At 38.6% G+C, this 26,881-nt stretch carries 31 protein-coding genes and 3 pseudogenes; 8 read left to right on the top strand and 26 right to left on the bottom strand.

The features are described 5' to 3' along the window. Window positions 1–42: 42 nt before the first annotated feature. The 19 genes from SST62_RS01000000111330 to SST62_RS0100465 all read right to left on the bottom strand — a co-directional run bounded on the left by SST62_RS01000000111330 (window position 43) and on the right by SST62_RS0100465 (window position 14,547). Window positions 43–318, bottom strand: coding sequence for a hypothetical protein (locus SST62_RS01000000111330; protein WP_228376827.1), 276 nt, complete (start codon window positions 316–318; stop codon window positions 43–45). 136 nt (window positions 319–454) lie between these two features. Next, complete coding sequence (locus tag SST62_RS0100375) at window positions 455–793, bottom strand: type II toxin-antitoxin system RelE/ParE family toxin (RefSeq protein ID WP_029185850.1); 339 nt, start codon at window positions 791–793, stop codon at window positions 455–457. After that, window positions 793–1,095, bottom strand: coding sequence for a type II toxin-antitoxin system RelB/DinJ family antitoxin (locus SST62_RS0100380; protein ID WP_029185851.1), 303 nt, complete (start codon window positions 1,093–1,095; stop codon window positions 793–795). The genes SST62_RS0100375 and SST62_RS0100380 overlap by 1 nt, the downstream gene beginning before the upstream one ends. Before the next feature lie 59 nt (window positions 1,096–1,154). Further along, window positions 1,155–2,747 carry a terminase large subunit gene (locus tag SST62_RS0100385; RefSeq protein WP_029185852.1) on the bottom strand — a complete coding sequence of 531 codons (1,593 nt, stop codon included), beginning with the start codon at window positions 2,745–2,747 and terminating at the stop codon, window positions 1,155–1,157. Continuing rightward, window positions 2,744–3,217, bottom strand: a complete 474-nt coding sequence (locus tag SST62_RS0100390) for a phage terminase small subunit P27 family (RefSeq protein WP_029185853.1) — start codon at window positions 3,215–3,217, stop codon at window positions 2,744–2,746. Before SST62_RS0100390 ends, SST62_RS0100385 begins: the two co-directional genes overlap by 4 nt. Before the next feature lie 282 nt (window positions 3,218–3,499). Continuing rightward, on the bottom strand, window positions 3,500–3,712 hold the full coding sequence (locus SST62_RS0100400; RefSeq protein ID WP_029185855.1) for a DUF4314 domain-containing protein: 213 nt from the start codon (window positions 3,710–3,712) through the stop codon (window positions 3,500–3,502). Window position 3,713: 1 nt separating this feature from the next. Continuing rightward, entirely contained in the window at window positions 3,714–3,962 is a 249-nt protein-coding gene (locus SST62_RS0100405; protein WP_029185856.1) for a hypothetical protein, read from the bottom strand. Between the two features lie 72 nt (window positions 3,963–4,034). Further along, window positions 4,035–5,315, bottom strand: a complete 1,281-nt coding sequence (locus SST62_RS0100410; RefSeq protein WP_029185857.1) for a DNA cytosine methyltransferase — start codon at window positions 5,313–5,315, stop codon at window positions 4,035–4,037. Next, the gene (locus SST62_RS0100415; RefSeq protein ID WP_029185858.1) at window positions 5,312–6,568 is read right to left on the bottom strand and encodes a site-specific DNA-methyltransferase; all 1,257 of its coding nucleotides are present in this window, start codon (window positions 6,566–6,568) and stop codon (window positions 5,312–5,314) included. The genes SST62_RS0100410 and SST62_RS0100415 overlap by 4 nt, the downstream gene beginning before the upstream one ends. After that, window positions 6,540–7,001: a hypothetical protein gene (locus SST62_RS0100420; RefSeq protein ID WP_029185859.1), complete on the bottom strand. Its 462-nt coding sequence runs from the start codon at window positions 6,999–7,001 to the stop codon at window positions 6,540–6,542. The genes SST62_RS0100415 and SST62_RS0100420 overlap by 29 nt, the downstream gene beginning before the upstream one ends. A 298-nt stretch (window positions 7,002–7,299) precedes the next feature. After that, on the bottom strand, window positions 7,300–7,665 hold the full coding sequence (locus tag SST62_RS0100425) for an HNH endonuclease (RefSeq protein ID WP_029185860.1): 366 nt from the start codon (window positions 7,663–7,665) through the stop codon (window positions 7,300–7,302). Between the two features lie 24 nt (window positions 7,666–7,689). Then, the gene (locus SST62_RS0100430) at window positions 7,690–8,061 is read right to left on the bottom strand and encodes a hypothetical protein (protein WP_029185861.1); all 372 of its coding nucleotides are present in this window, start codon (window positions 8,059–8,061) and stop codon (window positions 7,690–7,692) included. A gap of 32 nt (window positions 8,062–8,093) precedes the next feature. After that, window positions 8,094–9,131, bottom strand: a complete 1,038-nt coding sequence (metK, locus tag SST62_RS0100435; protein ID WP_029185862.1) for a methionine adenosyltransferase — start codon at window positions 9,129–9,131, stop codon at window positions 8,094–8,096. 47 nt (window positions 9,132–9,178) lie between these two features. Further along, entirely contained in the window at window positions 9,179–9,361 is a 183-nt protein-coding gene (locus SST62_RS0100440; RefSeq protein WP_029185863.1) for a DUF6900 domain-containing protein, read from the bottom strand. Window positions 9,362–9,449: 88 nt separating this feature from the next. Continuing rightward, entirely contained in the window at window positions 9,450–9,677 is a 228-nt protein-coding gene (locus tag SST62_RS0100445) for a hypothetical protein (protein ID WP_029185864.1), read from the bottom strand. A gap of 192 nt (window positions 9,678–9,869) precedes the next feature. Then, complete coding sequence (locus SST62_RS0100450; protein ID WP_029185865.1) at window positions 9,870–10,346, bottom strand: hypothetical protein; 477 nt, start codon at window positions 10,344–10,346, stop codon at window positions 9,870–9,872. Further along, window positions 10,339–11,715 carry an SNF2-related protein gene (locus tag SST62_RS0100455; RefSeq protein ID WP_029185866.1) on the bottom strand — a complete coding sequence of 459 codons (1,377 nt, stop codon included), beginning with the start codon at window positions 11,713–11,715 and terminating at the stop codon, window positions 10,339–10,341. Before SST62_RS0100455 ends, SST62_RS0100450 begins: the two co-directional genes overlap by 8 nt. Then, window positions 11,696–11,977 carry a VRR-NUC domain-containing protein gene (locus tag SST62_RS0100460; protein WP_029185867.1) on the bottom strand — a complete coding sequence of 94 codons (282 nt, stop codon included), beginning with the start codon at window positions 11,975–11,977 and terminating at the stop codon, window positions 11,696–11,698. Before SST62_RS0100460 ends, SST62_RS0100455 begins: the two co-directional genes overlap by 20 nt. 284 nt (window positions 11,978–12,261) lie before the next feature. Continuing rightward, window positions 12,262–14,547, bottom strand: a complete 2,286-nt coding sequence (locus SST62_RS0100465; RefSeq protein ID WP_029185868.1) for a phage/plasmid primase, P4 family — start codon at window positions 14,545–14,547, stop codon at window positions 12,262–12,264. A 288-nt stretch (window positions 14,548–14,835) separates the two neighbouring features. On the opposite strand from SST62_RS0100465, the gene SST62_RS1000000112970 reads away from it, so the two are divergent. The 5 genes from SST62_RS1000000112970 to SST62_RS0100495 all read left to right on the top strand — a co-directional run bounded on the left by SST62_RS1000000112970 (window position 14,836) and on the right by SST62_RS0100495 (window position 19,125). Continuing rightward, entirely contained in the window at window positions 14,836–14,970 is a 135-nt protein-coding gene (locus tag SST62_RS1000000112970) for a hypothetical protein (RefSeq protein WP_266577698.1), read from the top strand. Further along, the gene (locus SST62_RS0100475) at window positions 14,945–15,268 is read left to right on the top strand and encodes a hypothetical protein (RefSeq protein ID WP_029185869.1); all 324 of its coding nucleotides are present in this window, start codon (window positions 14,945–14,947) and stop codon (window positions 15,266–15,268) included. The genes SST62_RS1000000112970 and SST62_RS0100475 overlap by 26 nt, the downstream gene beginning before the upstream one ends. Next, window positions 15,261–16,382 (top strand): DUF2800 domain-containing protein, encoded by a 1,122-nt coding sequence (locus SST62_RS0100480; RefSeq protein WP_029185870.1) that lies wholly within the window; start codon window positions 15,261–15,263, stop codon window positions 16,380–16,382. Before SST62_RS0100475 ends, SST62_RS0100480 begins: the two co-directional genes overlap by 8 nt. 4 nt (window positions 16,383–16,386) lie before the next feature. Continuing rightward, window positions 16,387–16,935, top strand: coding sequence for a DUF2815 family protein (locus SST62_RS0100485; RefSeq protein ID WP_029180468.1), 549 nt, complete (start codon window positions 16,387–16,389; stop codon window positions 16,933–16,935). Between the two features lie 234 nt (window positions 16,936–17,169). Next, a complete protein-coding gene (locus SST62_RS0100495) occupies window positions 17,170–19,125 on the top strand; it encodes a DNA polymerase (protein WP_029185871.1) in 1,956 nt (651 codons plus the stop codon). A 41-nt stretch (window positions 19,126–19,166) separates the two neighbouring features. On the opposite strand, the gene SST62_RS0100500 is transcribed toward SST62_RS0100495, so the two are convergent. After that, the gene (locus tag SST62_RS0100500) at window positions 19,167–19,790 is read right to left on the bottom strand and encodes a hypothetical protein (RefSeq protein ID WP_228376828.1); all 624 of its coding nucleotides are present in this window, start codon (window positions 19,788–19,790) and stop codon (window positions 19,167–19,169) included. A gap of 345 nt (window positions 19,791–20,135) precedes the next feature. On the opposite strand from SST62_RS0100500, the gene SST62_RS0100505 reads away from it, so the two are divergent. Genes SST62_RS0100505 through SST62_RS0100515 form a run of 3 tightly spaced genes read left to right on the top strand, consistent with a single transcriptional unit; the run spans window position 20,136 to window position 23,158 of the window. Next, window positions 20,136–21,317, top strand: coding sequence for an ABC-three component system protein (locus tag SST62_RS0100505; RefSeq protein WP_029185873.1), 1,182 nt, complete (start codon window positions 20,136–20,138; stop codon window positions 21,315–21,317). Next, on the top strand, window positions 21,301–21,531 hold the full coding sequence (locus tag SST62_RS0100510; RefSeq protein WP_029185874.1) for an ABC-three component system middle component 7: 231 nt from the start codon (window positions 21,301–21,303) through the stop codon (window positions 21,529–21,531). Before SST62_RS0100505 ends, SST62_RS0100510 begins: the two co-directional genes overlap by 17 nt. Continuing rightward, complete coding sequence (locus SST62_RS0100515) at window positions 21,515–23,158, top strand: DUF2326 domain-containing protein (protein ID WP_029185875.1); 1,644 nt, start codon at window positions 21,515–21,517, stop codon at window positions 23,156–23,158. The genes SST62_RS0100510 and SST62_RS0100515 overlap by 17 nt, the downstream gene beginning before the upstream one ends. 255 nt (window positions 23,159–23,413) lie before the next feature. Here the strand turns inward: SST62_RS0100515 and SST62_RS1000000112540 are convergent, their stop codons facing one another. The 6 genes and pseudogenes from SST62_RS1000000112540 to SST62_RS1000000112545 all read right to left on the bottom strand — a co-directional run. After that, window positions 23,414–23,851 (bottom strand): hypothetical protein, encoded by a 438-nt coding sequence (locus SST62_RS1000000112540; protein WP_153309588.1) that lies wholly within the window; start codon window positions 23,849–23,851, stop codon window positions 23,414–23,416. Beyond that, complete coding sequence (locus SST62_RS0100530; RefSeq protein WP_029185877.1) at window positions 23,800–24,921, bottom strand: hypothetical protein; 1,122 nt, start codon at window positions 24,919–24,921, stop codon at window positions 23,800–23,802. The genes SST62_RS1000000112540 and SST62_RS0100530 overlap by 52 nt, the downstream gene beginning before the upstream one ends. A 78-nt stretch (window positions 24,922–24,999) precedes the next feature. Then, window positions 25,000–25,482, bottom strand: a pseudogene (locus tag SST62_RS0100535) (IS6-like element IS1216 family transposase); the annotation flags it as partial. A 7-nt stretch (window positions 25,483–25,489) separates the two neighbouring features. Further along, the gene (locus SST62_RS0100540; RefSeq protein ID WP_002294505.1) at window positions 25,490–26,353 is read right to left on the bottom strand and encodes an aminoglycoside nucleotidyltransferase ANT(6)-Ia; all 864 of its coding nucleotides are present in this window, start codon (window positions 26,351–26,353) and stop codon (window positions 25,490–25,492) included. 32 nt (window positions 26,354–26,385) lie between these two features. Beyond that, window positions 26,386–26,793, bottom strand: a pseudogene (locus SST62_RS1000000112735) (methyltransferase domain-containing protein); the annotation flags it as partial. After that, window positions 26,793–26,881: pseudogene (locus SST62_RS1000000112545) on the bottom strand (23S rRNA (adenine(2058)-N(6))-methyltransferase Erm(B)); the annotation flags it as partial. The pseudogenes SST62_RS1000000112545 and SST62_RS1000000112735, both read right to left, overlap by 1 nt.

The raw sequence follows: 26,881 nt of genomic DNA on the forward strand, positions 1-26,881 counted from the left end.
AAGAAGATACCATGTTCTATCACTTTCTTGAAAAAGATAAATTTAATCTGCCAAGGTATCCTCTGCCAATTGACTGATGTCACCGATGAAACGATGTTGCTGGGCATTCCCCTGTAAGTCATCGTGTTCAATTTTATCAAGACTATCTTCAAGCTGAATGATATCACCTTTCTGAAGTAATGCACGAATTTCTTTGCTTGATTTAAAGTGTTTCTTTAGAAGTTCCCCTGTGTATTCTGGATATCCTTCATACTCTACCTCGATTGTTTGTGCTGTATGGTTTTTAGTCAATAATCCAATCCGTGCTTTTGTTGCCATTGTCTTGTTCCCCTCTTCTTTTTGTAGTCACATATTACCGTAGAAGCAAGGACTTATCAAGTCATTTTGGCGATATTATCAACTATTTTTTGAACACTTTGAATAGAAAAAGCACCTCCGCTTGGAGATGCCAATATTAGTTCACATCATTATCTTCTGCGATATCTCTCAATAATGTATCAATGTTAGAAGTACCATGTAATACTCGAAGTACAGTTACAACCTCTCCAACAAAACGATAAAATATAACATAGTTTTTAACAATAAGTTTTCGAATCACAATACCCTCACTCTCAAACCCTTCAAGAATAGGACAACGTTCTGGAAACGTTGATAAGGATTTGATGGATTGTTCAAAGAGATGGATATTTTTATCTGCTGTTAAGGGTGATTGTAGCTCTATCGCAATAAAGCGATAAATTGCAGTCAAATCGTCACTGGCTTGTTTTGTCAATCTCACGGGATATTCAATCATTAATTTACCCCTTTAATACCTTTGAAAAAATCTTCCGCCAAAATCGTTTCTTCCTGATCCGCTGAGTGATAGCTCTGCACCAACATGTCTTTCAATTCACCAGCAGACAGTGGTGAGACATCCACAGAAGCGGGGGCTTGTGGTAAGGCAATATCAAACGGAATGCTTCGTGTCATAGAAACCTGCTTCAACAATAAGGTAATCAAAGTAGACATAGGCATTCCAAGCTCTTTCAAGACACTTTCTGCATTTGATTTATCATCTGAATCAACACGTACATTTAGAGTGGCTGTTTTTCCCATACTATTTCTCCTTTGGTTTTTATACTGTAATTGTAACGCATTTTACTTTATTTTGTCAACTAAAAACTCAATATTCCACGTTCATCATAGACACTTCCTTCATCGGTTTGATGACGAATACAACGATCCAGTCCCATAATGACTGCTACAATACCGTCAATCTTCTCGACTGACTTTTCCTTATCAGGCTTGATATTGCCAGCAGGGTCTTGTCTCATGACTACGTTTTGTCCCATCCATTTCAGAACTGGATGCCCACCATGTTGAATCTTGCCTTCCATCATAAGTTTATAAAGTTCCTTTGATGGTGGACTCATATCCTTGTATCCCTGACCGAAAGGCACCATGGTCAAGCCCATTCCTTCTAGGTTCTGAACCATTTGTGTCGCATTCCAACGGTCATAAGCTATCTCCTTGATATGATAGATTTCCGATAGGTCTTCAATAAACTTTTCGATAAAACCATAGTGAACAACATTCCCCTCCGTAGTTTTGATGTAGCCCTGACGCTCCCAAACATCATATAGAACATGGTCACGTCGACATCTAAGCTCCAATGTATCTTCTGGTAGCCAAAAGAACGGCAGAACAATATAATTCTCCTCTTCAAATCTAGGGGGGAATACCAAGACAAAAGCCGTGATATCTGACGTACTAGAAAGGTCTAAACCTGCATAACAGCTACGACCTCTAAGACTATCATATTGTATAGGATCATTTCCTTTGGCATAAACATGTTCAGGAATCCAAGCAACACTTGAACTTGTCCACATATTTAGACGGAGCTGCTTAAAGACATTCTCTTCTGCAGGATTATCAAGTGCCTGTTGGTAGGCTTCTCTTACACGATCAATCCCAATAGTATGCCCTAGTGAAGGGTTGGCCTTGAGCCAGTTAGCTTCATCATTCCAATCATCTTCATCAGATAAACCATAAACCACTGGATAGAATGACGTGTCCTTCTTTCTACCATTCAGAATATCCAATGCTTTGGTATGTAACTCATAACAGATAGAGTTTCTATCCGTGCCAGCTGTCGTGATAATAAAAAAGAGGGGTTGTTCCCTTGCGTCTCCTGACCCCTTGGTTAATACATCATACAAATGACGATTTGGCTGAGCATGGATTTCATCAAAGACCAAGCCAGATACGTTTAGTCCATGTTTTGTCCCAGTCTCTGCAGAAAGAACTTGGTAAAAACCAGCGTTAGAATAATTTACAATACGCTTGGTAGCACCCATTATCTTAGAACGCTTTTCCAAGGGGCGACTCATCTGCACCATTTGCTTGGCTACATCAAACACGATTGACGCTTGGTTACGGTCACAAGCTGCTCCATAAACTTCTGCACTGGCCTCATTATCCGCATAAAGTAGATAAAGAGCGATAGCTGCCGCTAGCTCAGACTTGCCATTCTTTTTTGGAATTTCTATATAGGCTGTCAGGAATTGGCGATTACCATCTTCCTTGACAATTCCAAATAGATCACGGACAATCTGTTCCTGCCACGGCAACAAATCAAATCGCTTTCCTGCCCACTTGCCTTTAGTGTGGGAGAGGTTATTGATAAAGGTTACTGCCCTATCAGCCTTTGCCTTATCATAATGTGAGGTTGGAAGCATGAAGGGACTTGGTTCATAATGATAACTCATAAAATTCCTCCTAACAGATCTTCCATTTCATCACCAGTACCAACTTCTGAATCCATCGTTGCTATTCGGTTACGTGCTGAAGGTGTCAAACCAAATTGTTCACAGAATTTAAGCATGATTTTGAGGTTAGTCTGGCTGATAGAGACTTGAGGGACTTGTTGGAGATAGCCATTTGGAGTTTTGATAATGGAGCCATGCTTGGAAAGGAACTCTTCTGCCTCTTTCCAGCGAGCGTAGGCTTGGCAATATCCTGCAAATGCCGTCATGTCCATTTCGGTTAAAATTCCCATCTGTTCAAGAATTTTTCCCATCCGTTTCCACTCCTTCTTTGCATCTTCTTCAAGCCACTGTGGGCAACGTGGGGCTTTTTGTTTGGGTTTGACTTCATTCGTAGGGAGTGGTCGCTTACCCGGATTTCCCTCAAGTATTTTCATATTCGTAGGCTTTGGTTTTCGCCCCCTGATTGCCACAATCTCACCTCCTTTAGAGTAAGAAAAAAGAACTCAATTCGAGTTCTTTCTTAAAGTTCATTAAAGTTATCGAGTACAGCCTGATAGACAGTTCTGTCAATGTCGTCCATGTTATCTATTTCATTCCCATATCTATATTGGTAGATATATTTTCCATCTCTCTTGATAGTCAGTATTCTAATCCAAGCACCGTCTATATTCCTTGGGTCTGTTGTGTCTTCACGGAGAAACTCACAAACGTAATGTCTGTCTCCAACCGTTCGAGTCATAATTTCCCACATCTCACATTACCTTTTCTACGATATCAATTCCATACAAAACATTTAGGCAACTGCCATTTTCCCACTTAACTAAGAGTGAACCAATGTCATCCACTCCAATCACAGTTCCATGTGTTCCTTTAGGAACTGGATGTGGGTCATCCATTCTAACTAATCTAACCTTAGTCCCAACAGGATAGGTTGTCTTTAGGTTATTGAAAATTTTTGCGTCCATGTTATTCTCCAATCTTTTCAAATGCCCACTTAACTGCATGTCCAAAGTCTTCGAAGGTTCCTGCTTCTTGGTAAATGCGGTCAAATCTGCGTTCGAAGTTTTCAAACTCTTCAAGACTATCATCCGTTTCGTAAATCTCAACTTCTGTTCCTCTATATCCATTCGATGCAATGATGACCCAATCTTTGTAAGGAATGATGCTTGCGGTTGCTGGGTAGATTTCGTAAATTTTTTCAAGTGTTGTTGTCATGGATTTGTTCTCCTCTTCCTTTGTTGTGTACATATTACCTCTAAAGGAGACATATATCCAGTCATTTCTCGATTATTTTGAAGATATTTTCGATAATTCTTCGCTTGCTAGAATGGCACAACCAATAGCATAGACAACTGTTACCGTCACACCATTCCCAGCTTGTTTATACAGTTGGGCATCGGAGTTTACTGCTTGGGCTTTCTCGAATAAATCATCCGAAAATCCTTGTAGACGAAAACATTCTCGAGGGGTTAAACGTCTGATTTTTACAACTCGATCATTCCAAACCACAGCACCCATTTGACCACCACAGGAGAGGTTATGGGCAATTCCCTTCCCAACTCTTGCTCGTCTCGTTGGAGAGTTGGGATAGGATAAATCTACTGAATCTCCTACCTCTGCAACTTGATAACCTTGCTTCGTACCATTTCTGACCTTGATGCCTTCAAGAACACCATGGCGGTCTTGAGAGGTCAATGTGAACATTGGCTCATCCTGTTCCTTGAGCCTACGCCCATTTTGACGCTTGTTGATTCGATTGGGTGTCAGAATGGGTTGAATTTCAAGAACTCCAGAGTTCATTGCAGTCCGTTTTGTAGCTCCAGCAGTATATCGTGCAGTGATACAGCGTGCCTCATCTGTCAACTTTGGTTCTGTCAAAGATTGGTCAATTAGATAAAGACCTGTCTTAGCACCAAGTCCTCCACCCTCACCAACAAGAGTTGTGGAAATTCCACTCGGGTCGTAGACACGGTAGCTTTGCATACCACCTACAAGTTGCTTAAGATGGCTACCGCTTTCTCCGCTGATAGGTAGTACTTTTCGTCGACCTCTGCTTCTAAGATGTCCGAGAGTGTAGATGCGTTCTCGATTTTGGGGAACTCCGTAGTCTTTTGAATTGAACACTTGCCACTCAAGGTCGTACCCTGCTTCATCCAAGATAGAGAGATAGTCGAGATAATCTCGTCCCCCGCCACTTGATAAAAGTCCCTTAACATTTTCAAGGAGTATCCACTCGGGTTTATCTTCTTCCTCTTGGCTTTGGAGGAGGTCAACAAATGTAAAAAAGAGTCCACTTCGTTCACTGTATAGACCTGCCCGCTTCCCTGCGATAGACACATTTTGACAAGGGCTTCCCGCAGTCCATAAATCTGCTTTTGGAAGTTGTGTTGGGTCAATGCTTGTGATGTCGTCATGAAACCATTCTCCTTTCGTGTCATACATTGCTTCATAAGATTTTCGTGCAAACTTATCCTTTTCACAGTAACCGATACATTTGAAACCAGCTAATTCCAAATCACGACGAAAACCACCCACTCCTGCAAAGAAATCAAGAAAGGTTAGGCTCATACCGCAACCTCCATCATTGAATAGGCTTCATCAAAGGTCAAAGTCTGTCCATCGCGCAAAACCGTCACGTTATGATTTCCTGTTGACTCTATATAACGTTTGACAATGACATCCACAAACTTCTCATCCAACTCAATGCCGTAACAAACCCGACCAGTTTGGTCTGCGGCCATTAGGGTTGAACCAGAACCAAGGAAAGGATCCAATACCAAAGTCCCTCTCATGGATGAATTTTGAATAGGATAGGCCATAAGAGGGATGGGTTTCATAGTTGGATGGTCTTTACTGGATTTGGGACGGTCATATTCCCAAATGGTCGTCTGTTTACGGTCACTGAACCACTGGTGTTTTCCCTTTTGTTTCCAACCAAAGAGACATGGTTCATGTTGCCACTGGTAGGGACTACGTCCGAGGACAAGTGAATTCTTCTTCCAAATGCAGCATCCACTCAAATAAAATCCAGCATCCTTGAAAGCTTTTCTAAAGTTAAGACCTTCCGTATCCGCATGGAAAACATAGATGGAGGCATCAGCTTCCATATGTTTTTCTACCTGAGTGAACATATCAAAGAGAAACTGGTAAAAGTCACTATCAGGCATATTGTCATTGAGAATCTTTCCAGCTGTTTCTTCCACATCAACATTATAGGGAGGGTCTGTCACAACCAAATTTGCCTTTTTATCACCTAAAAGTTGGTCATATGTTTCAGCTTTCGTAGAGTCTCCACAAATCACTCGATGCTTACCAAGTTGCCAAATGTCCCCTCGTTTTGAGAAGGTGGGTTTCTTCAATTCCTCTTCTACATCAAAGTCATCATCTGATAGGTCTTTATCATGGACATTTGATAGGATATCGTCAATTTCTGGTGGTTCAAAACCAGTCAGGTCGAGATTGAAATCTGACTCCTGTAAATCCAAAAGCAAGTCCGCCAAAAGCTGGTTATCCCATTGACCTGTGATTTTATTAAGGGCAATGTTTAAAGCTTTTTCATCTTCCTTGGATAAATCGACAATGACACATTTGGCAGTTTCATAGTCTAAGTCCTTCAATACAGTTAATCGTTGATGGCCACCAATAACCGTCAAATCTTTATTGACAATGATGGGGTCAACGTAGCCAAACTTGAGTAGGCTTTGCTTAATCTTTTCATACTCCTTGTCACCCTTTTTGAGTTTTTTCCGAGGATTGTAAGAGGCTGGGTGTAGTTCAGATAATCGAATCTCTCTAATTTCCATTGTTGGTTGACTTGTCATTGATTTCTCCTTTATAAAAGCGTGATTGAATGTAACACGAATGGCTACAATATTTTCTATTTGGATTAGCATAAGATAAAAATGACCTGCCACAATGTTGGCAAGTCAAATCTTCATAAGCAGTTTTTGATTTGTCGTGTTCGTCAGAATGAGTTGTCCACCAAACCTTACGACATTTATCCGAACAGAACTTCTTTGGTCTACCTATTTTGTGAGTGTTAAGTACTTGATAACACTGAGGGCAACGAAGCCCATCATTCTGGTCGGCTTTTGCCATCTGCTTTGTCGCAGCACCATGACCAAGCAATGCTGGATTTCGTTTACAGTATTTCTTAACGGAATCTCTAGATAAACCTGTAGCCTTTCCGATGAATCCATAACCAAGACCTTCTGCGCGCATTTTCCAGATTTGTTTGCGTTGACTTTCGTCCATTTGTTTTCCTTTCCAGCAAAAAAGGACTAAAAACAACTATTTTCTACATTGTTTCTAGCCTTTTTCACTATTTTATTACCAAAATGACATACTAAGGAACGCTACATCCCCACATTAGAAACACGATAACAGTGGGAAGGAACGTCAAAATGAAGCGATTTTAATGTACCCGCTTACGAATTTTGCGAAATTGCACGTTTGAGGGGGCGTCGGTCTTAGTCTCCCAAGGATTTAGAGATTTCATCCCCCCTCCCCCAAGGGGTTAAAAATTGGATACTATTGTAACGAAACTCCAAGACTAAAATCGATACGTATACTCCACATATCGGTCAGTCGTCTTGGTCTTTCTATCATGACAAGACTTACAAAGTGCTTGCCAGTTAGATTGATTCCAAAAGAGTTCTTGGTCACCTCGGTGGGGTGAGATATGGTCAACCACTGTTGCTTTGGTTAATCGACCTTTGACTTTGCATTGAACACAGAGTGGATGAATTTTTAAGTAACGAAGTCGTGCTTTGTTCCACTGGGCATTGTATCCTTTGGCTTTGGTTGACTTGGTATCCAGTTGGTAGTTTGCTTTATGGTTCTCACAATACTTGTGACCATCAGGTACTAGGTTAGGACAACCATTTTGTTTACAAGGTGTGCTTGGTCTTCTTGGCATTTTCCCTCCAAAGAAAAAGCACAATTATTCTAGGTAATTGTACTTTACTAATCTATTTATTGCCCTACAAAACAACGTCCATTCTCTTGGAAAATTATTATCGCCCGAGCAATTGTAGGTTCTTCCATTCATGACAAATGATACATTCCACTGAGTACCATCTAAAATCTCCATCTCATTTGAATAATATTCCTTCCATTCAGACAGTTTCACACGTTTTAATTGATTTAAGAATAAAAATAATCGGAGATTGGAGATTGTTATTATCTCTGCTTCTGTCTCAGGAAATTTTTGGATACTTACCAATTTTTCTTCTACGTTAATGTCAATTGAAATCATCGGCAACATGAAACTAAAAAGTGATACGGTTATAGAGGATACTTGAGGATTGGGCATGCGAACACTCCTTTTCTCTCTCAATTATATCACTATTTCTCCCAAGGAAGATAGGCTTTTGTGAAATGCCCAAAGCAAGTTGTCTTGGTGTAGTCTACATTCAAGAGATTAAGTTCCCTAATGATACCTCGAGGTGTTAAATCATACCGCTCACGAATCATTCCTTCCAGTTGTTTTGCTATGTAGCGACTGGTTCCAAAGGTTTCTACGTAAACCGACACAGGTTCTGCTACTCCAATGGCATAGGCTAATTGTACTTCACATCGTTTCGCATCCCCTTCTCTAACAATATCCTTAGCAATCTTTCGTGCCATGTATGCTGCTGAGCGGTCAACCTTGCTTGGGTCTTTTCCAGAGAAAGCACCGCCACCATGATGTGCAAAACCTCCGTAGGTATCCGCCACAATCTTACGTCCAGTCACTCCTGCATCCGCAAACGAACCACCAAGAACAAAACGTCCGGTCGGATTGACTAGAACTTTGAAATCTAGATTCTGACGGTAACGAAGTGCTACTGACATCATAGCTTCAGTCACAATTCGTTTCACTTTGGCAAGGTCGGCTATTTCAGTATGTTGGATGGAAACTAAAAAGGTATCAATCTGTTTCTTCTCATAGTCGTAGGATACCTGTGCTTTCGCATCCTTTCCAAGTAAGGGGTGACCAAGCGACATCAGTTTCTCAAGGACTCGGGTTGCTAGAACATAAGGAAATGGCAGGTACTCAGGTGTTTCGTCTGTCGCATAACCAAACATCATCCCTTGGTCACCAGCACCACCATTATCAACACCTTGAGCAATATCGGAGCTTTGGAGTCCAAGTAGGTTAGTTACCCGAACATTCTTCATACCAAGTGGCTCGACAACCTGACGGACAATGTTCTCGAGATTAAAGTAATGTCTAGTTGAAATTTCACCAGCTACCACAACTTGGTTATCCTTGATTAAAGTCTCAACTGCCACTCGACTTGATTTGTCATACTTTAGACACTCCGTCAAAATGGCATCTGAAATCTGATCACAGATTTTATCTGGGTGTCCAACTGAAACTTGTTCACTAGAAATAATCATAATTCCTCCACGCAAAAAGCCCAACCTTTATGAGGCTAGGCTTCACTTTATTTTACTGATTTTTGGCCTGCTTCGTAGGCTCTCTCCAATGCTCTTTTGATACCCCATACCGAAACATCGTAGAAGTCTAGATTGTCGCTCCAACGTTTTTCCAAGGTTTCTACAAAAAGTTCTTCTTTTGCAATTTCTGTTAAAAGGGCATTGAGTTTTTCTTGTTGATGCTTTGTCATGGTATTGTTCTCCTCTACTTTTGTTGTGTACATATTAACTCTAAAAAGGAGATATATCCAGTCTTTTACGCATTAATTTAAAGATATTTTAAACAGTTAAAATTAACAAAACCGCCTCAAGAATGGCTTCACGTTCTTCTGTTTCAGGATAGATTTCCCATCCTCTGTCGTAAGAAACGATTGTTTCTTCAGCTACTTCAATATCTAACTTGAAAACACATCCAAGGTCAATTCCAACCTCTGAAGGTTGGGGACTAACCTTAGCAATGTAATTCACTTTTTGTCCTTGATAATCAATCCGTCCTTCAGTCCACATGGTTATTCTCCTTTGTTTTTTCTAGGTGCATATTACCCTATCAGCCTAAGAATATCCAGTCATTTGAGGGAGATTTTTATCTTTTTTGACACTTACAATTCTACCACAAATTTTGACAAAGTGAGGTCAATGTTAGGTCACACTTAGTGCAGGGGGAGGTTACAGTTAGGTCAAGGGTAGGTCAGGGAGAGGTTACTTTTCCAAAGAAAATCCCATTTTCAGATAAACTTCCCTAACATGGTCTAAGACCTTACGGCGCCAATTTCTAACAGTACTTCGGCTAATATGAAACTCTCTCATCAAGCTATCCCAATTACTATCTGTCTTAAGCATGGATTGAGCAAAATCATATAAATCTCCCTTTAGAAATTTTAAAGCCATCTCAAAATTATCAAGGTCATTAGCTAATCGGATATACCGCTGCGATAAATCTGCCAATTGTTCCTCGTTTTCCTGAATCATCTTCTCACGAAAACTCAGTGCAATCATCTCTGATCGTCGATTGGTAGGTGTACTTTTAACCCTAGGTTCATCAGATTTCTCAAAAACTAGCGAACCAATAACCTCATTTTCTGTCACTGGTTTGAAATGTTCCAAACGATACTTTAACATCTCCAAGTCACTTTTGAGTTCATTGTAATGCGTCAGTATGTACTCTACCTTATCCATCTGCCCCTCCTACTTGTGCTTTAACAGCTGCAATCAGCCGTTCTTGTTGTGCATCTTTGTTTTCTAGTGCCTTGAGGATTTCCTCATCAATCGTTCCTTCAGTCACAATGTGTTGGATAACGACAGTCTCAGCCTCCTGACCTTGTCGCCACAGACGAGCATTTGTTTGTTGGTATAGTTCCAAGGACCAGGTTAATCCAAACCAGACCAAGTGGTGACCGCCTTTTTGAAGGTTCAACCCATGACCAGCTCCAGCTGGATGAAGTAAGCCAACTGGGACATTTCCCTTGTTCCACTCACGAATATCTTCTTCTGTTTTCAGTACCCTACTCTTTACCTTGAGTTTTTCTAAACGACCAATAATCCGAGCTAAATCATGTTTGAACCAATAGGCTACTAAGACAGGTTCTCCATTTGCGGATTCGAGGATATCTTCAAGGGCGTCTAATTTCTGTTCATGTAATGCCACAACCGTATGATCATCAGAATATACGGCTCCATTGGACAACTGAACTAACTTGTTCGTCAGGCTTGCAGCATTTGCGGCAGTAACTTCTAATCCATCCAACTCAGACAATACATACTCTTTCTTAAACTGAATGTATTTTTCTTTTTCCTTTTCTGTCATACGCACCAGTTTCTTGGTTGAAATCAAATCAGGCATATCCAGATAGTCTAAGGCTTTCATGGAAATGGTAATATCACTAATCTTGTCTTGAATTTGACACTCCGCATAGTCCATGGGGATGTACTCATAGACGATGTTACCGTTACGACGACCTTCTTCAAAGTAACGACTACGAAACTCACCGATAAAGCGACCAAGACGTTCTCCTCCGTCAATGACTTTAAACTCTGCGAACAAGTCCATTAGTCCATTTGAGCTTGGAGTTCCTGTCAAACCAACGATACGTTTCATGTAAGGTCGCATAGCCATGAAGGCTTTGAAACGTTTAGACTGCCAAGACTTGAAAGAACTCAATTCATCGATCACTACCATATCCCACTTGAAATAGGGACTACATTGTTCCACCAACCAAGGAAGGTTTTCACGATTGACAATATAGATATCCGCATCTTTCTGGAGAGCTACTTTTCGTTGCTTGGGAGTTCCCACAATTTTCGAATACCGTAAGTGACGTAACTCTGCCCATTGCTCAATCTCGTCACTCCAAACAGTATTTGCGACTCGAAGTGGAGCAATAACCAAAACCTTTGTAACCTCAAATCGGTCAAACATCAATTCATTCACAGCGGATAAAGTCGTAGCCGTTTTCCCCATCCCCATGTCTAAGATGACTGCTGCATTTGGGTGACCTATGATGAAGTCCTTGGCGACTACTTGATAGTTATGTAATGTCAATTTCATCTAGCACTTCTCCAATCATCTCAATGTGGTCAATCACATAAACCTTGAAACCTAACCGCTCGAACAGTTTATGCCTTGACACTTGCAACATCCTTGGCTTTTGGTCAGGAGCTTTAACTTCCACCAAGCCAAACTTGCCATTGGGTAAAAACACCAAGCGATCTGGCATACCAGAAAAAGATGGTGATACCCACTTAGGACAAATCCCTCCTCGAGCTTTCACAGACCTCACCAATGCTTGCTCAACGTACTTTTCTCTCATCGTTCTAAATCCTTTCGTCAAATTGAAGTGTGTAGGTCTAGTGCAGTCAAATCCAAAACTCCTCTTATAGGCTTTTTTTATAGTAATTTTTGCTTATAGGATAGTTTTAGAAAAGACCATAATAGACCTACACAAAATCAAAAAATGTTACTCATGTTGGTCGTTTTAAGCATTTATCTGAAACCTCATTCAAAATAAGTTCCAACCATTCAGTCAACGACCTACACACCTAAAATAGTCCATCACCTCTCTTGTGGAGGTAAGGTGGCTAAAAATGTTGGTCATTAATCTAAGAAATCATAGCCATCATCAACCAATTTCAAACCAAGAATGAGATTCCCTTTACTTGTCCGTTTTCGTTTAAAACCTGCCTGATCAAGAGCAGAATAAAAATCGGTCGTACTGCGTGTATACTCCATGTTTTTGGCGCAATAGGCACGATACTGACTGTATAGTTCTCCTGATCTTTCTGTCAACTGATCACCAACTTGACAACAGTCACTAAGGAAGTGTCCTAACCAATCATTGGCCTCACGATAGGCTTTGACGGAAGATGATACCGCAGTTGGTACTTTTGTTTTAAAGTTCGCTTTGATGGCTTTTTCTGCACCTTCGATAATCCAAGACAAAATTGCTGGTGCCGCATTGTCATACAAATGGTCCGCAAAGTTTTTGATGTCAGAGCGACCAGTGATTTTGGCATTAAATGGGATAACAAGCAAACGTCGCCAAGTTCCATCATCGTTCGCCCCTACTTTGGGTAGATGGTTTGTGTAAAGAACCAGCGTGTGTGATGGCACGAAGTGAAATGGGTCCTTGTACTTTTTCTCCGCTTGGATTTCATCTGTTGAGGTAATTTGCTTAACAACAGCTGTATTGAGTCGCATCCCCTCGGCCATTTCAGAAGCAATGACCAGACGTTTCCCTTTAAGCTCAGCAAGCTCAGGGCTGACATTTCGCTTGTTTGACATGGTTAAAGCATCCGCAGATAATTTACCTGAATAGCTCCCTAGCACACGAGCGATGGTGTTCCAAAAAGTAGACTTGCCGTTCGCTCCGCCTCCATAGGCAATAATCATGTGTTCCTGATAGACCTTCCCAATAGCTGCCATACCAATAATTTCTTGAACATAATCAATTAATTCTTGGTCATTACAGAAAAAAGTAGCTAAAGTTTCCTGCCATAATCCCATTCCCTGATCACTAGGAGAGACTGCTGTCATTTTAGTTATATAATCTTCAGGATTGTGTTCTTGTGACCCATTTATTCCTTTTCGTAAATCATAGGTAGCCTCTGGGGTATTGAGTAATAAGTCATCACTATCTAGTTCTGATAATTCTACTGAAAGCATTGGCTTAGCTGTGTTATATACAGCCATCAAATTCTTATAGTCACGATGTTTCATAACAAATTTATGGAACTCTTTAGAAGCAAGATAGGCTTTTAAATATTTCAATTGAAGTGGAGTTTCGACTGCATTTTCTAGACGCTTTCCTCCAGCCTTAATGGTCAATTCATCAATACCTGAAGACTGAAGTTGTTTTTCTGTAGTTTCTAAGAGTGCATTCGCTTCAGCAAGTTGTGCATCAGTAAAGTGTACAACTGCCCCTAATGCCAACTGCTTGTTCTCACGCCAATGCGTTCCATCGTAATAGAGATAATCTGTCGCATTGGTATAAGCTAGCTTATTGGCATACTCTCTAGCAAGAACTCCCGCTTCCCCAACATCCGAGTAATCATCTGGTTTTAAAGTTTCTCGATTAAACTGTTCTGGTGAAACATAACCTTCAGAACTTTTAATGGTTTTATTGTAGAATCGCACAGCACTACCCCAGATGGAATCTAACTCTGATTTATCAAGCGGTGGCACACATTTCTTAGCTTGCTCATCAAAACCATCTCTTGCTTCGTGCGTCACACCTAACCGTTTGACAATCTTTGATGCAAATACAGACATCGTTGAATTACGACTCCCTTGCTGGATTGGTCCACTTGGAGGAGTATAGAAGTCTGCATCGAAATCTTCCTCATCATCAATAGACACAGCTTGAAACAAATCTTCATCAATAGTTAGCCATGAATCATGCCATATAACCTGTGCATTTGGATTTCCAAAGAAGAATCTTGCCGCATCCTTGGCATGATAATCAAAAAACTTGTACTGATTACAGAGTTCTTCCTTCATAGCCACGTAGACATCTTTATCAGTTACCTCATTGATTTGGAAATAAATATGAAATTTTGGTCTTGGAGCTTTTCCTGTCTTTGCCTGCATATGACTTCGACTAGTTACCAAGGAAAAGTTATAATCCGCAAAGATTTCTTTTAATCGCTCTAAAGTTATCCACTCATCTGGATTTTCAGAGTGGTCATTATCAATATCCATGACCAAAACGTCCGACAGAATGAAATTGGTATTTGAGCGTGTATTGTTTAAAAACAGCCCCGCCACATGGTCGAATTGCACAACAGTTTGTAGCGATATTTCATCAGTAATAGTTACTTGATTGGGATAAACCGTGGTTGTCTGAACCCCAGTCTGTCCAGAATGAGATAAGGTAAATTGCATTATGTACCCTCCATATTTTTGCAGTAATTTAGAAATATATCTTCTTAACTTACTAAGTAAGAATCTGACAAATTTTTCCACTCTTTCAGAAAAAATTATTCAAAAAAATAGAAGTTTCCTATTAAATTGCACAGGAAACTTTTTTGATATTCAAAAATTTTTTTCAAATCTAACGGAAAAACATCACTTGGTTCTACTTAGGAATGTGTAAGAGATATGTCTAAAAAAATCTCTTGCAAAGTGGAAAATTTAATAAAAACCTTACTTAGTAAGATAGGAGGACCAAATATGGTAAACAAACCATACATCAAACCTGATGAAGACGTAGCTGATACCCTCATCGCTATCAGCGTCATTTCAAAACTACTCGCTCGGAAAATTATGGAGGAAGAAAACAATGAGCAAAATGAAAGAACTGAATAGACTAATTCATGATATGGAAGAAACCGCAAAGTACTACCTTCGCTTGGTGGATGAGTTCAAGAAACTCCTCACTACTGAGGATGAAACAGTTCCTGAACCAATATCACCAAAATCTGAACCACAAAAGGAAATTCAATTGGAGGATGTCCGTGCAGTCCTTGCTACAAAGGCAAAAGATGGCTTTAAGAATGAGGTTCGTTCTCTGCTAAATGCTTACGGTGCTTCTTCTCTATCAGCTCTTGACCCTAAACACTTTGCGGCAGTCCTTGAAGAAGCTGGAGGGATTGGAAATGACTAACCATGCCATTCTATCTGCTTCTGCATCACATCGATGGTTGAACTGCCCACCATCTGTTCGGTTAACAGAAAATATGCCAGATGTAACCTCTGAGTTTGCTCTTGAAGGTACTGATGCTCACGAGTTGTGTGCTTATCTAGTCGAGAAAGCTTTGGGTAGGAATGCGCGTGATCCAACTGAGGAATTGGCATTTTATAACGATGAAATGCAGGATTGCGCTGAAGAATACCGCAACTATGTCATGGAACATGTTGAGAAAGCTAGAGGCTATTCACGTGACCCTACAGTTCTTGTCGAACAACGACTGGACTTTTCTAAGTGGGTACCTGAAGGATTTGGAACTGGAGATTGCCTAATTGTGGCAGATGGACTTCTTCAGGTTATTGATTATAAGCACGGACTTGGTGTTCTAGTTGATGCAGACCACAACCCTCAAATGATGTGTTATGCACTTGGAGCACTTGAGATGTTTGATGGACTTTATGATTTCGATAAAGTTACCATGACAATCTTTCAACCACGAAAACATAACATTTCTACCTTTGAGATGGAAAAGACAGAGCTGCTTGAATGGGCAGAAAACAAACTCGCTCCAAAAGCTGAACTTGCATTCAAGGGTGAGGGGGATATGCAGTCTGGTAAACACTGCCAATTCTGTAAACTCAAGAATGTCTGTCGCAAACGTGCTGAGGATAATTTGGCACTAGCCAAGATGGAGTTTGCGAATCCAGCTACCCTTGATAACGAGGACATTGCAGAGATTTTGCCTAAACTAGATCTGTTGATTTCATGGGCAAACGACGTCAAAGCTTATGCATTAAATCAAGCCACAGATGGACACCCAATCCCAGGATACAAACTGGTTGAAGGTCGCTCTGTTCGTAAATTCTCAGATGAGTCAGCCGTTAGCCAAGCAGTGATTGAAGCAGGCTATGACCCTTATGAGAAGAAACTGCTCACTATCACTGCCATGACTAAGTTACTTGGCAAGAAAACTTTTAACGACCTACTTGGTGGTCTCGTAATAAAACCAAGTGGTAAACCAACACTCGTTCCAATTGACGACAGCCGTCAAGAGATGAACCTAGCAAAAAATGAATTTAAAGAGGATTAACTATATGACAACTAAAGTAATTACAGGACCAAACACTCGCTTCAGCTACTTAAATGCCAATGAGCCGAAGTCAATTAACGGTAGCACTCCCAAGTACAGTGCCTCACTCATCATCCCAAAAGAGGATACCGTCACCATTAACAAAATCAAGGCTGCTATTGAGCAAGCTTACAAAGAAGGTGAGTCAAAACTCAAAGGCAATGGCAAATCTGTACCTGCATTATCTACTCTAAAAACTCCACTTCGTGATGGTGACCTTGAACGCCCTGATGATGAAGCATACAAAAATTCTTACTTCGTAAATGCTAACTCTCCGCATAAACCTGGTGTGGTTGATGGCAATCGTCAAGAAATTATTGATACTTCAGAATTGTACTCTGGTATCTATGGTCGTGCTTCTATTACCTTCTATGCTTTCAATTCTAACGGCAACAAAGGTATTGCTTGCGGTTTGAATAACTTGCAAAAATTGCGTGATGGTGAACCCCTTGGTGGACGCACTCGTGCCGAGGATGATTTTGCGACAGAAGATGATGATGACTTTTTGAACTAGAAATGGAGATTTAGATTGATGATGTATACTATTTTAACTTGTACTATTATGGGCCTCTGGGTGCTTATCGGACTATACTTCGGGTATATGACCATTAGAGATGATATTCGAAATGAAATGGAACGAAAGGCAAAGCAAAATAAAGAAAAACTTAGCCAAACACCACTCAGTCGAAAAAACAGATAGAACTTTAGGTGGCAGTACTTCTGTCACCTTTTTCAGAAAGGACAAACTATGCCGATTAAAGAACTTAGCATCGACATTGAAACCTATTGCGAAATTGACCTACGAAAATCTGGTGTTTATCGCTATGCGGAAGATGACAGTTTTGAACTCCTTTTGTTTGCAGTATCTGTCAATAATGGACCAGTGACTGTTTACGACTTAAGTAAGGAGAAGTTACCGCAAGATATTCTTGAAGCTTTAGTAGATGATAGAGTCATCAAATGGGCATTCAACGCTTCATTTGAGCGAGTTTGTCTATCAAACTGGCTCAAGAAACATCATCCCGAATTGCTATCATTTGGATTTTTATCTCCAGTTTCATGGAGATGTAGCATGATTTGGTCCGCTTATTTAGGACTTCCCCTCTCCCTTGAAGGAGTTGGAACAGTTCTCAAACTCAAAGACCAAAAGATGAGAGAGGGTGCTGACCTCATTCGCTACTTCTGCGTACCTTGTAAGCCTACCAAAGTCAATGGAGGGCGAGTTCGCAACTTTCCTCATCACGCGCCTGACAAATGGTCCATCTTTATCAATTACAACAGACGTGATGTTGAGGTCGAATTGGCCATCAAGGAACGACTGAAAAACTTCCCAGTACCTGATTTTGTTTGGGATGAGTACCTCCAGGATCAGATTATCAATGACCGTGGTATTGGCATAGATGTTGATTTTGTCAAAGCAGCAATCAAAATTGATGCAAAGAGCAAAGCCAAAATTCAAGACGAGTTAAAAGCATTAACTGGCCTTGAAAATCCCAACTCTGTTCTTCAGATGATCGACTGGCTACGTGAACACGGAGTGACCACCGATTCACTGGATAAAAAAGCTGTGAAAGAACTCCTCAAAACAGTCGATGATAAAACAGCAAAAGTCCTCAAACTTCGGCAGCAAGCAGCCAAATCAAGTGTGTCTAAATACCAGGCCATGATGAATTGTGTTTGTAAGGACGGTCGAGCAAGGGGAATGTTTCAATTTTACGGAGCTAACCGTACAGGTCGATGGGCTGGTCGTTTGGTGCAACTTCAGAATCTACCTCAGAACCACCTTCCTGACCTTGAGGAAGCGAGAGAACTTTTCAGAACCGGTAACTTAGAAGCTACTGATATCCTCTACGATACTCAGGATACCTTATCGCAACTAATACGAACTGCTTTCGTTCCAAGTGAAAGAAAAAAATTCATTGTTTGCGACTTTTCGGCTATCGAAGCTCGTGTACTGTCCCACCTGGCAGGAGAGAGATGGCGCAGTAAAGTATTTGAAGATGGTAAGGATATCTACTGCATGTCAGCCTCACAGATGTTTGGAGTTCCAGTTGAAAAGCATGGACAAAATTCTGAATTGAGACAAAAAGGGAAAATTGCAGAACTTGCTTGCGGCTACGGTGGTTCTGTTGGTGCATTGAAAGCCATGGGGGCCATTGATATGGGACTAACTGAGGACGAACTCCAACCACTTGTTAACTCATGGCGACAAGCAAATCCAAATATCGTTCTCTTCTGGTGGGATGTCGATAATGCTGTAAAGACTGCTGTAAAGGAACTAATTCCAACATCAACTCACGGTATTCAATTTGAAGTTAAAAGTGGCATATTGTTCATCACCCTTCCTTCTGGTCGCAAACTAGCGTATATCAAGCCAAGAATTGGCGAAAACCAGTTCGGTGGAGAGTCCGTCACTTACGAAGGAACTGGAACTGCTAAACGTTGGGAACGACTCGAAAGTTATGGTCCAAAATTTGTAGAAAACATTGTACAAGCTATCAGCCGTGACATTCTTGCTTTCTCTTTGAAACAACTGAAAGAGTTTAAAATTGTAGGCCATGTCCACGATGAAGTAATAATCGAATGTCCAATGGAACAAAAAATTGAGAAGATTGCATCATTGATGGGTAATGCACCAGACTGGATGACTGATATCAACCTTCGTGCCGATGGATACGAATGCTTATTCTATCAGAAAGATTAGCAAAAAATCGCCACCTCAGAAATTGAGATGGCGATTTTCAATTATTGATTTAGTTCATTATATACCTCCTTTGCGAGTGCATGTGCTTTCTTGATTGCATCATACCCTTGAGTTTTTTTCATACCAAGTTTATCAATGATTTCTTGCTTGGTAATCTCATAATTACCATATATCAGTTTTAAAATTTTGCCATGCTTAGGACTACGTTGATATACTTCTTCAATCAACTCCTTCAAAGTTTCATTCAGCATAAGTGTTTCTTCATAGGATGAAATAGCTGAAGGATCATAGCCATACGACCTCATATCATCCTTGCTTTCCATCATTTCTTCAAGTGATGTTGTATCAAGTTTACTCCTAGAATGGCGACTTAGATACTCATGAACATCAGCATTGAATACTTTCATAGTGATATCAAACTCTTCTAGAGTAACTGGTACAAAACCAACTAATACTGATTTACCTCCAAATTTAAAGGTTCTTAAATTATTACGATTGATTTTCAGCACACTTAGCATCACTTTATCCTTAATCACAAATGGTGCTAGCACTTCTCCCGACAGACAAGGACGACCATCATATGATTTCTGGGATTCATAACGGTAGGGATTATTGTTAGATTGACTATGGTTGACTTGGTTTGCCATATTTTGTCTCGCTTTCATCGCATAGCAAAGAAAATGAGACAATTGACTCAACAAAAATATTTAATTCTGATTGCATAAGCACTTCCTTTGCTTAATATACAATCAGTAGACTTGAAATACTGATATTTGAATTTTGATACCTACACCTCAAGTCGTGCTAGCAAACGAATATAGGTTTCATGCAAATGTAAGCCATTACAAAGAAATTTCACACGTTATGAAAGTTTCGTGATATAATAAGAGAAAACTAGAAATCTCGAGTAACTTACTTACATTGCTATTGTAAGATAATGAAATCAAAAAGTATTTGTCCTCTTTTTGACCAATTTTTGACCAATTTTTTCATTGAAAGGAGAATATTATTTGCAAGAATTTAATTTTTCCTCATATTTAAAACTTCTGTTACCCGGGATGACAACTTTAAAGCAGGGGCCGCTCGGTATAACACTACTTGAGCCGTTATCTAATTTAAACGGTATTACAACATCAATAGATGATCGAAAAATTACTCGCCTAGTACAAAGAAAAATTGAAGTTGATAGTGCTTTTATCCAAGCTTCAAACGATTACAATATTATCCAAGCAACGCTAAAAAATTTTGAAAAGAATATCTGTTCTGACTTACGCATACATAATAAGCAAGATATTTTCGACAACATATTAAAGTGCATCAACAGTGATTCAGAAGCATCTCCGAAAAAGTATGACGAACTAGCAAGATACTTAGAAAATGGGCAAGAAGTTGAGTTTTTAACTTATTCTTTTCTATATGCCCTTAACAAGACGAATAAGATGACTGATTCTGCACCTAGAATTGAGGATATTGAGCTTTTACAACAGGTTCGTAATAAATGTCCTCTCTGTCAGAAACCATTAACACGTCAAAAAAAAGACACTACAATCCGAGCATACAAAATAGTAGAGATATTCTCTTCCAATCTTGACAAGGATACTGCAGATAAATTTAAGAATTTCATGCCCCCGCCAGCTAAATTAGATTCATACGATAATAAAATCCCTTTATGTATTCAAGACGCTAACGAGTATGAAAACTATGCTGATATTGACGAATATAAAAAGTTACTGTCCATTAAACAAGAAATTCAGAAGTTAACTGAGATTCAAGAAGTTATGAATCACGGAAATCTTGAAACACAAATCACCGAAGTCATAGATGCACTAAACGATTATACTGGAAGCTCAAGCTCAACAACCCTGAATATGACCGCCCTTAAACTCAATCAGAAAATCTTACCTGAGCACGGTGTTTTAAGGGGAACAGTTCAATATCACGTACTTACTTATTTCTCATACATAAAAGACTTGTTTGCTGAAAATAGTAATTTCATAATGATTCAATGTGATATAAAAAAAGTTTTTACTCAATTAGCTAATACCAATCTCTCACAACCAGAGATCGTAGAAAATCTCGCCAATTGGCTCTTAAATCAATCAAAACTGAGCAATGGACATTTAGACGCATGTAAAATTATCGTATCTTACTTTATCCAAAATTGTGAGGTGTTCAATGAAATTACCGAATAAAGCAGTTTCTTATAAGAAAAGCATATTGCCTCTCTTTCCCATCATCTTAGAAGCACTACGAAATAATGATTATTCTCCAAGAGAACTCTATATAAAACTCTATAAAAAAATAGACAGTATCACGCTATTTACTGATGCAGTGACCTGTCTATATGCTCTTAAGAAAATCGATATGAATGAAAACGGGATGCTGTATTATGTTAAAACAAATTAGTTGTGATAAATTTTTAGAAAAAGGAAAAATTAGAGAGCCAATCGTATTTCATCCTGGATTAAATACAGTCATGGGTAGCGAAAATGCTGCTAACTCTATTGGTAAATCTACTTTCCTTCTAATAGTTGATTTTATTTTTGGAGGAAGTGACTATGTCGAAGAAGCCTACGATATTGTTGAAAACGTAGGCCATCATACAATTAAATATGAATTCGTTTTTGATAACCAGTCATACTACTTCTCTCGTTCAACTGATAATTCTACTACCTTCAATAAATGTGACAGTAACTATACGGTTATTAAACGTTTAGATAAGGAAGCATACTGTCACTTTCTAAAGCAAAAATATAAAATGAACTATCCGTTCATTCAGTTTAGAGCCTCCATAAGTCCCTTTATACGTGCTTGGGGCAGAGAAACTATCGATAATAAGAAACCACTAAAAGCTGCAAAAGACTCCCCAGATAAACAGGGTATCGATACACTATTACGTTTGTTCAATAGATATAGTGAAATAGAGCAGCAGAAAAAATATATCGAAGATGCTGAAGATAGAAAGAAAGTCTTTGTGGCTGCTCAAAAATATAAGTTCATTGCTACTGTCCAGAATAAAACTGAATATAAGGACAACGAAAAAAGAATACAAGAACTAGAACAGGAAATAAATCAACTTACCAGAGAAAGTGATAGCGGTTTGGTTGATTTAGACTCTATTCAGGCACAACAATTATCAGAACTTAGACATCAATTATCTGATGCAAAACGCCAGCGCTCTAGCTTATTGTCTCAAAAACGAAGCTTTGAAGCAGAACGCAATCCTAAAAGGCAGCAATTTCAAAAAGATTTTGAATCGCTACAACAATTCTTTCCTAATGTAGACATCAAAACGATTTCTGAAATTGAGTCCTTCCATCAGCAACTGACATCCGTTTTAAGTGCAGAATACAGAGAATCGGCTAAAACATTACAAAACCTTATTAATCTAACTAATTCTCAAGTGAATCAATTAGAGGATAAAATATCCCAAATTAGTAACGTATCAAACGTCTCTCAGTCAATATTGGAACAATATGCTTATTTACAACGAGAAATCACTCAACTTAGAGATTCCAATGAAAGTTTTAAACAAAAAGAAAAGCTGTCGGATGAAATCCGCGCTTTAAATAATGCCTATAATCAACTAATGAGAGCCATCCTGGATGATATTGAAGAAAGACTCAATTCAAGAATGTCTACCATAAATGATAAAATCTATAATGGTACTAAAACCAGTCCTAAAATATCATTAAAATCAGCAAAATCCTATGAGTTTTACACTCCACAAGATAGGGGAACTGGTTCTGAGTATAAAGGACTTATTCTTTTTGATATAGCTATGCTACAACTTACTAACCTTCCGATTATTGGTCATGACTCATTCTTTCTAAAACAAATTCAAGATGAAGGACTGGAAGGCATCTTACAATGCTATCTTGAACAAAAAAAGCAAGTGTTCATCACTTTTGATAAAGAAAAATCATATTCAAAAAAATGCCAAGAAATTCTAAAACAAACCGAGGTACTTAGGTTATATCCAAATGGAGGAGAGTTATTTGGTAGTGCTTGGAATAATAAAATATCAGAATAGCTATGAAAAAAGGCTGGGAACTCTCGATGGAGTCCCAACCTTTTTTCTTATCTCAATTTAGCATATAGTCTATCAAAGAGCTCATCAAGCTCCCTCTGATTGTCCTCATGATTATCTACAATACCTAATACAAGTTTGTTAAGTTGTTGTCTCTCAATTTCGTTTATTTTTGGTATAGGAATACGTTTTAGATAATTCGCTGAATTATTCACTGTTTGATTAATAGAATGAATAATTTCATTGACTATAGCAGAATTAAGCAATGCTAAAATAAATAGTAAATCTGATGATTTTTTTTGGAAAAATACCTACAATACTTTGATCAAATACACTGTCTTCCATTAGACAAGCACGAACTTTTTTACTTTTAAGCATTGGAGTTGCAATGCCATATTTGAAATAATAGCTACTATTCTGAAATCGTGCTTTTTTAAAAATATGATAATCATTAATCTCACTCTTATCCCATCTAATATACCAATCTACTTCGGGCTTATGATATGGAGTTTTCAAACTCCCTTTTACTAATGGAATGTAGCTATTAGGAACATCGGTTCCATTGATATTCGCACATTCAGTAAAAATATCACTATCAACAACAATATCATAGCTACAACTACAGTTTAGGTAATCAGGAACGATTACTGTGCTGTTCTTCCTCGTGAAAGTCTTCGATTTTGTAATTTTTTCCAAGCTTTTCTGAGTTCTATCACAGAGTTAATCTCTAAACCAATCTTTTCAACTAATATTTTATTATCTAACTCATTTATTAGCACTTCGATATTATCACTCCCGTTTTGGCGAATAAATTCGTCAATTTTATTAAATAGAATATCAATCTCAGCATCTGTTACTTTCTTTGCATCAAAAATATTCGGAAGCATTATCTTTGAGACCTCACTAGGTAATATTTCAAGTACACCTCCACCATAACTTCTCCCCTCAAGCTCTGAAAATAACAAACCAACAGTTGTATAGTAGGCAACAATTAATCTTTTCCCATCAGCATGATTTTTCAACCTAACTCTGTGCATTGTATCTGTGCTTACCGCAGATACTTCTTCTGTATTCAACATAACTTTAGGGAATTGGTAATTTCTCCTCAAAAAGAAAATATCTGGACTCCACACTGAAGGGACTTTGTACCACTCATCACGAATTCTCGTTTTATAAGAAGTATTGTGGCTATTTTCTTCTCCCCATTTTATGTAATTATTCACACCATCTTTAAATTCACTTTTTTCATATGGACTGAGATCCAATAAGTATGTTCTAGCCCCTGACTCAATATTTTCTTCCCAATCTTCTTTTTGAAATTGGACTCCCTTAATATTTACGCTTCTAGCTATTAATGGTTTACAATACTTTCTTAAGTCATATTTTTCCACAATTTCTTCATTGATACAGAAGTATGCATTATTACCTGTTGTAATTCCAACTTCACACTTAGCAACATCTGAAAATTCAACAAATTCATTACTTTGCTTAATGGTATTAATTAAGTGAATTTGTTCGTTATTTAGAAAATATCTTGTCCACTTATTAGATTCTTTATCAACATTCATAAACTCAAACTCATTTAATGAATGTTCCTGTAAATCATCTGCATTTTTAAAAGGTACAACTTTTATAGAATGTTCTTTGTCACCTTTTATTTTTTCACCAAGAAGAAGAACCACTTCTTGCTCTATATCATCAAACACTAAATCATCAAATGTAACTATGGTACATCTATTAAGTTCTGTTAGTAAAAATTTCCTCAAATCCTCTGAATACTTTACTTGTAAGGTTCTGTTGCAAAGTTTTAAATAAAGAATAAAATCCCTTACGGTATCTATGATTTAAGCTGGGATTCCCAATAATACCTTGATTTCAGTACAGACCGAAAACCCGAAGAGAGTGCCTTCTTTTCGGGTTTTCTTATATAATCCTCGGATGGCTTCCATACCTTTAATCGTGGTAGAGGCAGTGCGTAAACTTCGATAGAATTTATTGCGTCTCTTTACTGGACGATGGTCTTGTTCAATCAAATTATTCAGGTATTTAATGGTACGATGTTCTGTCCCTTGATAAAAGCCGTATTCTTTTAGTTTCTTAAAGGCACTTGTAATAGAGGGGGCTTTATCTGTGACTACAACCTTCGGTTCATCAAACTGCTTCACTAACCGCTTAAGAAAAGCATAGGCTGCTTGTGTGTCCCGTTTTTTACGTAACCAAATATCCAAGGTTAAACCATCTGCATCGATGGCTCGATACAAATAATGCCATTTTCCTTTAATTTTGATGTACGTTTCATCCATTTTCCATGAATAAAAGGATCTTTGCTAATCTTTAAAAATAGTCATTTTCAACATATTTTTTATACATGTCCTCGGTATATCTTGTTATGTTCTTACCATACTCTGGATAATCAAACCCCAGTAGTTCTGCTACCTCTTTGGACACTTCCCTGAACAATTGGTGGCATATAAATAATGACTTCCAAATATTTTCATAGGAATCCATGCGATATGTAGATAATAATCTATTCCATAGATCTTCATCAATGTATTTGTTAATATACTTATAATTTTTCCCAACACTTAATGAAAATTCTGTCTTTATCCCAACCTTCCACGACATCATCCTAAGTAGTTCAAACCGTAGAATCTGGTTCAGATGATCGATTGCAAACAGTATCTCTTTGCGGCACAATCCTTTAATAACATAAGGTGTTACATTCCAAAATTCATTGCAGCAATCATCATACTCCCTTGCGCTTGGCTTTCTTACATGATAATCTATATCAGTCGGAACTATGTCCCTTTTAATTCTACAATCTTTATCAATTAGAACCTTTATTAATTTATCGCCCTTTAGGTAATTATCTAACTCTTCCAAGGGCAATAAGGTAAGATCAATTTTATTGTAATCATCAAATAGCATAAGATAGGAAAATCCCTTTTCTTCAGGTGGGAATAATTCCATATCCTCCGGCTTTTGCATCATTATTATATTCCCAAATTGATTAAGCCAGTCATCATTAGATATAAACGGTTCTATATCACTTACAAAATATGTAATATCATAATCCTGAAATTCATCTTTAGGTATATTAATATTTGCGCGTGACCCCTCAAGGGTCACAATTCGAATACGTTCATCCTGTTCTGCTAAAGAAAGTACTAAATCCATCATTTCTTTTTCTGATCTCATTTACATACTCCTCGTTTATTTTTTCTATATTATTACATCTTCTTTTTTGCCGATACAATCAGCATCATTGGGCGTCGCATTTCATCCGCCATCCCCGGAATATCCATCATGTTCTCTGGCGGCTGTGGCTCCACAATCTGATTTATTATAAAACTATTTGAAAGCAGTGTATTTAGATATGTGGTCAGTGTTCTATGATATTTTGTAACCTTTTCTTCCAAAAACATAGCTGTCCGTTTGCCCTCATAATAATAATTGTCCACCGGGAAATGCAGTATTTCTCCTTTTTCGTTATAATACCAGTCTTGTGTTCCATGAGCAGTAAAAACAGGATGTTCAACTGTAAAAACTAAATTGCCACCAGCCTTCAGCATCCTATATATCTTTTTTATTAAATTCTCATAGTCTGCTACATAATGAAACGCAAGCGAACTTAGTATTTAAGCAATTGCTTAATCGAGACTTGAGTGTGCAAGAGCAACCCTAGTGTTCGGTGAATATCCAAGGTACGCTTGTAGAATCCTTCTT

Source organism: Streptococcus suis YS56, from assembly GCF_000440115.1.
Lineage (GTDB): Bacteria > Bacillota > Bacilli > Lactobacillales > Streptococcaceae > Streptococcus > Streptococcus suis_L.

What these genes read in the sequence shown, in the direction of transcription:
- SST62_RS01000000111330 (WP_228376827.1), bottom strand. Translation starts at nt 318, where the DNA reads ATGGCAACAAAAGCACGGATTGGATTATTGACTAAAAACCATACAGCA.
- SST62_RS0100375 (WP_029185850.1), bottom strand. Translation starts at nt 793, where the DNA reads ATGATTGAATATCCCGTGAGATTGACAAAACAAGCCAGTGACGATTTG.
- SST62_RS0100380 (WP_029185851.1), bottom strand. Translation starts at nt 1,095, where the DNA reads ATGGGAAAAACAGCCACTCTAAATGTACGTGTTGATTCAGATGATAAA.
- SST62_RS0100385 (WP_029185852.1), bottom strand. Translation starts at nt 2,747, where the DNA reads ATGAGTTATCATTATGAACCAAGTCCCTTCATGCTTCCAACCTCACAT.
- SST62_RS0100400 (WP_029185855.1), bottom strand. Translation starts at nt 3,712, where the DNA reads ATGGACGCAAAAATTTTCAATAACCTAAAGACAACCTATCCTGTTGGG.
- SST62_RS0100405 (WP_029185856.1), bottom strand. Translation starts at nt 3,962, where the DNA reads ATGACAACAACACTTGAAAAAATTTACGAAATCTACCCAGCAACCGCA.
- SST62_RS0100410 (WP_029185857.1), bottom strand. Translation starts at nt 5,315, where the DNA reads ATGAGCCTAACCTTTCTTGATTTCTTTGCAGGAGTGGGTGGTTTTCGT.
- SST62_RS0100415 (WP_029185858.1), bottom strand. Translation starts at nt 6,568, where the DNA reads ATGACAAGTCAACCAACAATGGAAATTAGAGAGATTCGATTATCTGAA.
- SST62_RS0100420 (WP_029185859.1), bottom strand. Translation starts at nt 7,001, where the DNA reads ATGGACGAAAGTCAACGCAAACAAATCTGGAAAATGCGCGCAGAAGGT.
- SST62_RS0100425 (WP_029185860.1), bottom strand. Translation starts at nt 7,665, where the DNA reads ATGCCAAGAAGACCAAGCACACCTTGTAAACAAAATGGTTGTCCTAAC.
- SST62_RS0100430 (WP_029185861.1), bottom strand. Translation starts at nt 8,061, where the DNA reads ATGCCCAATCCTCAAGTATCCTCTATAACCGTATCACTTTTTAGTTTC.
- metK (WP_029185862.1), bottom strand. Translation starts at nt 9,131, where the DNA reads ATGATTATTTCTAGTGAACAAGTTTCAGTTGGACACCCAGATAAAATC.
- SST62_RS0100440 (WP_029185863.1), bottom strand. Translation starts at nt 9,361, where the DNA reads ATGACAAAGCATCAACAAGAAAAACTCAATGCCCTTTTAACAGAAATT.
- SST62_RS0100445 (WP_029185864.1), bottom strand. Translation starts at nt 9,677, where the DNA reads ATGTGGACTGAAGGACGGATTGATTATCAAGGACAAAAAGTGAATTAC.
- SST62_RS0100450 (WP_029185865.1), bottom strand. Translation starts at nt 10,346, where the DNA reads ATGGATAAGGTAGAGTACATACTGACGCATTACAATGAACTCAAAAGT.
- SST62_RS0100455 (WP_029185866.1), bottom strand. Translation starts at nt 11,715, where the DNA reads ATGAAATTGACATTACATAACTATCAAGTAGTCGCCAAGGACTTCATC.
- SST62_RS0100460 (WP_029185867.1), bottom strand. Translation starts at nt 11,977, where the DNA reads ATGAGAGAAAAGTACGTTGAGCAAGCATTGGTGAGGTCTGTGAAAGCT.
- SST62_RS0100465 (WP_029185868.1), bottom strand. Translation starts at nt 14,547, where the DNA reads ATGCAATTTACCTTATCTCATTCTGGACAGACTGGGGTTCAGACAACC.
- SST62_RS1000000112970 (WP_266577698.1), top strand. Translation starts at nt 14,836, where the DNA reads ATGGTAAACAAACCATACATCAAACCTGATGAAGACGTAGCTGATACC.
- SST62_RS0100475 (WP_029185869.1), top strand. Translation starts at nt 14,945, where the DNA reads ATGAGCAAAATGAAAGAACTGAATAGACTAATTCATGATATGGAAGAA.
- SST62_RS0100480 (WP_029185870.1), top strand. Translation starts at nt 15,261, where the DNA reads ATGACTAACCATGCCATTCTATCTGCTTCTGCATCACATCGATGGTTG.
- SST62_RS0100485 (WP_029180468.1), top strand. Translation starts at nt 16,387, where the DNA reads ATGACAACTAAAGTAATTACAGGACCAAACACTCGCTTCAGCTACTTA.
- SST62_RS0100495 (WP_029185871.1), top strand. Translation starts at nt 17,170, where the DNA reads ATGCCGATTAAAGAACTTAGCATCGACATTGAAACCTATTGCGAAATT.
- SST62_RS0100500 (WP_228376828.1), bottom strand. Translation starts at nt 19,790, where the DNA reads ATGAAAGCGAGACAAAATATGGCAAACCAAGTCAACCATAGTCAATCT.
- SST62_RS0100510 (WP_029185874.1), top strand. Translation starts at nt 21,301, where the DNA reads ATGAAATTACCGAATAAAGCAGTTTCTTATAAGAAAAGCATATTGCCT.
- SST62_RS0100515 (WP_029185875.1), top strand. Translation starts at nt 21,515, where the DNA reads ATGTTAAAACAAATTAGTTGTGATAAATTTTTAGAAAAAGGAAAAATT.
- SST62_RS0100540 (WP_002294505.1), bottom strand. Translation starts at nt 26,353, where the DNA reads ATGAGATCAGAAAAAGAAATGATGGATTTAGTACTTTCTTTAGCAGAA.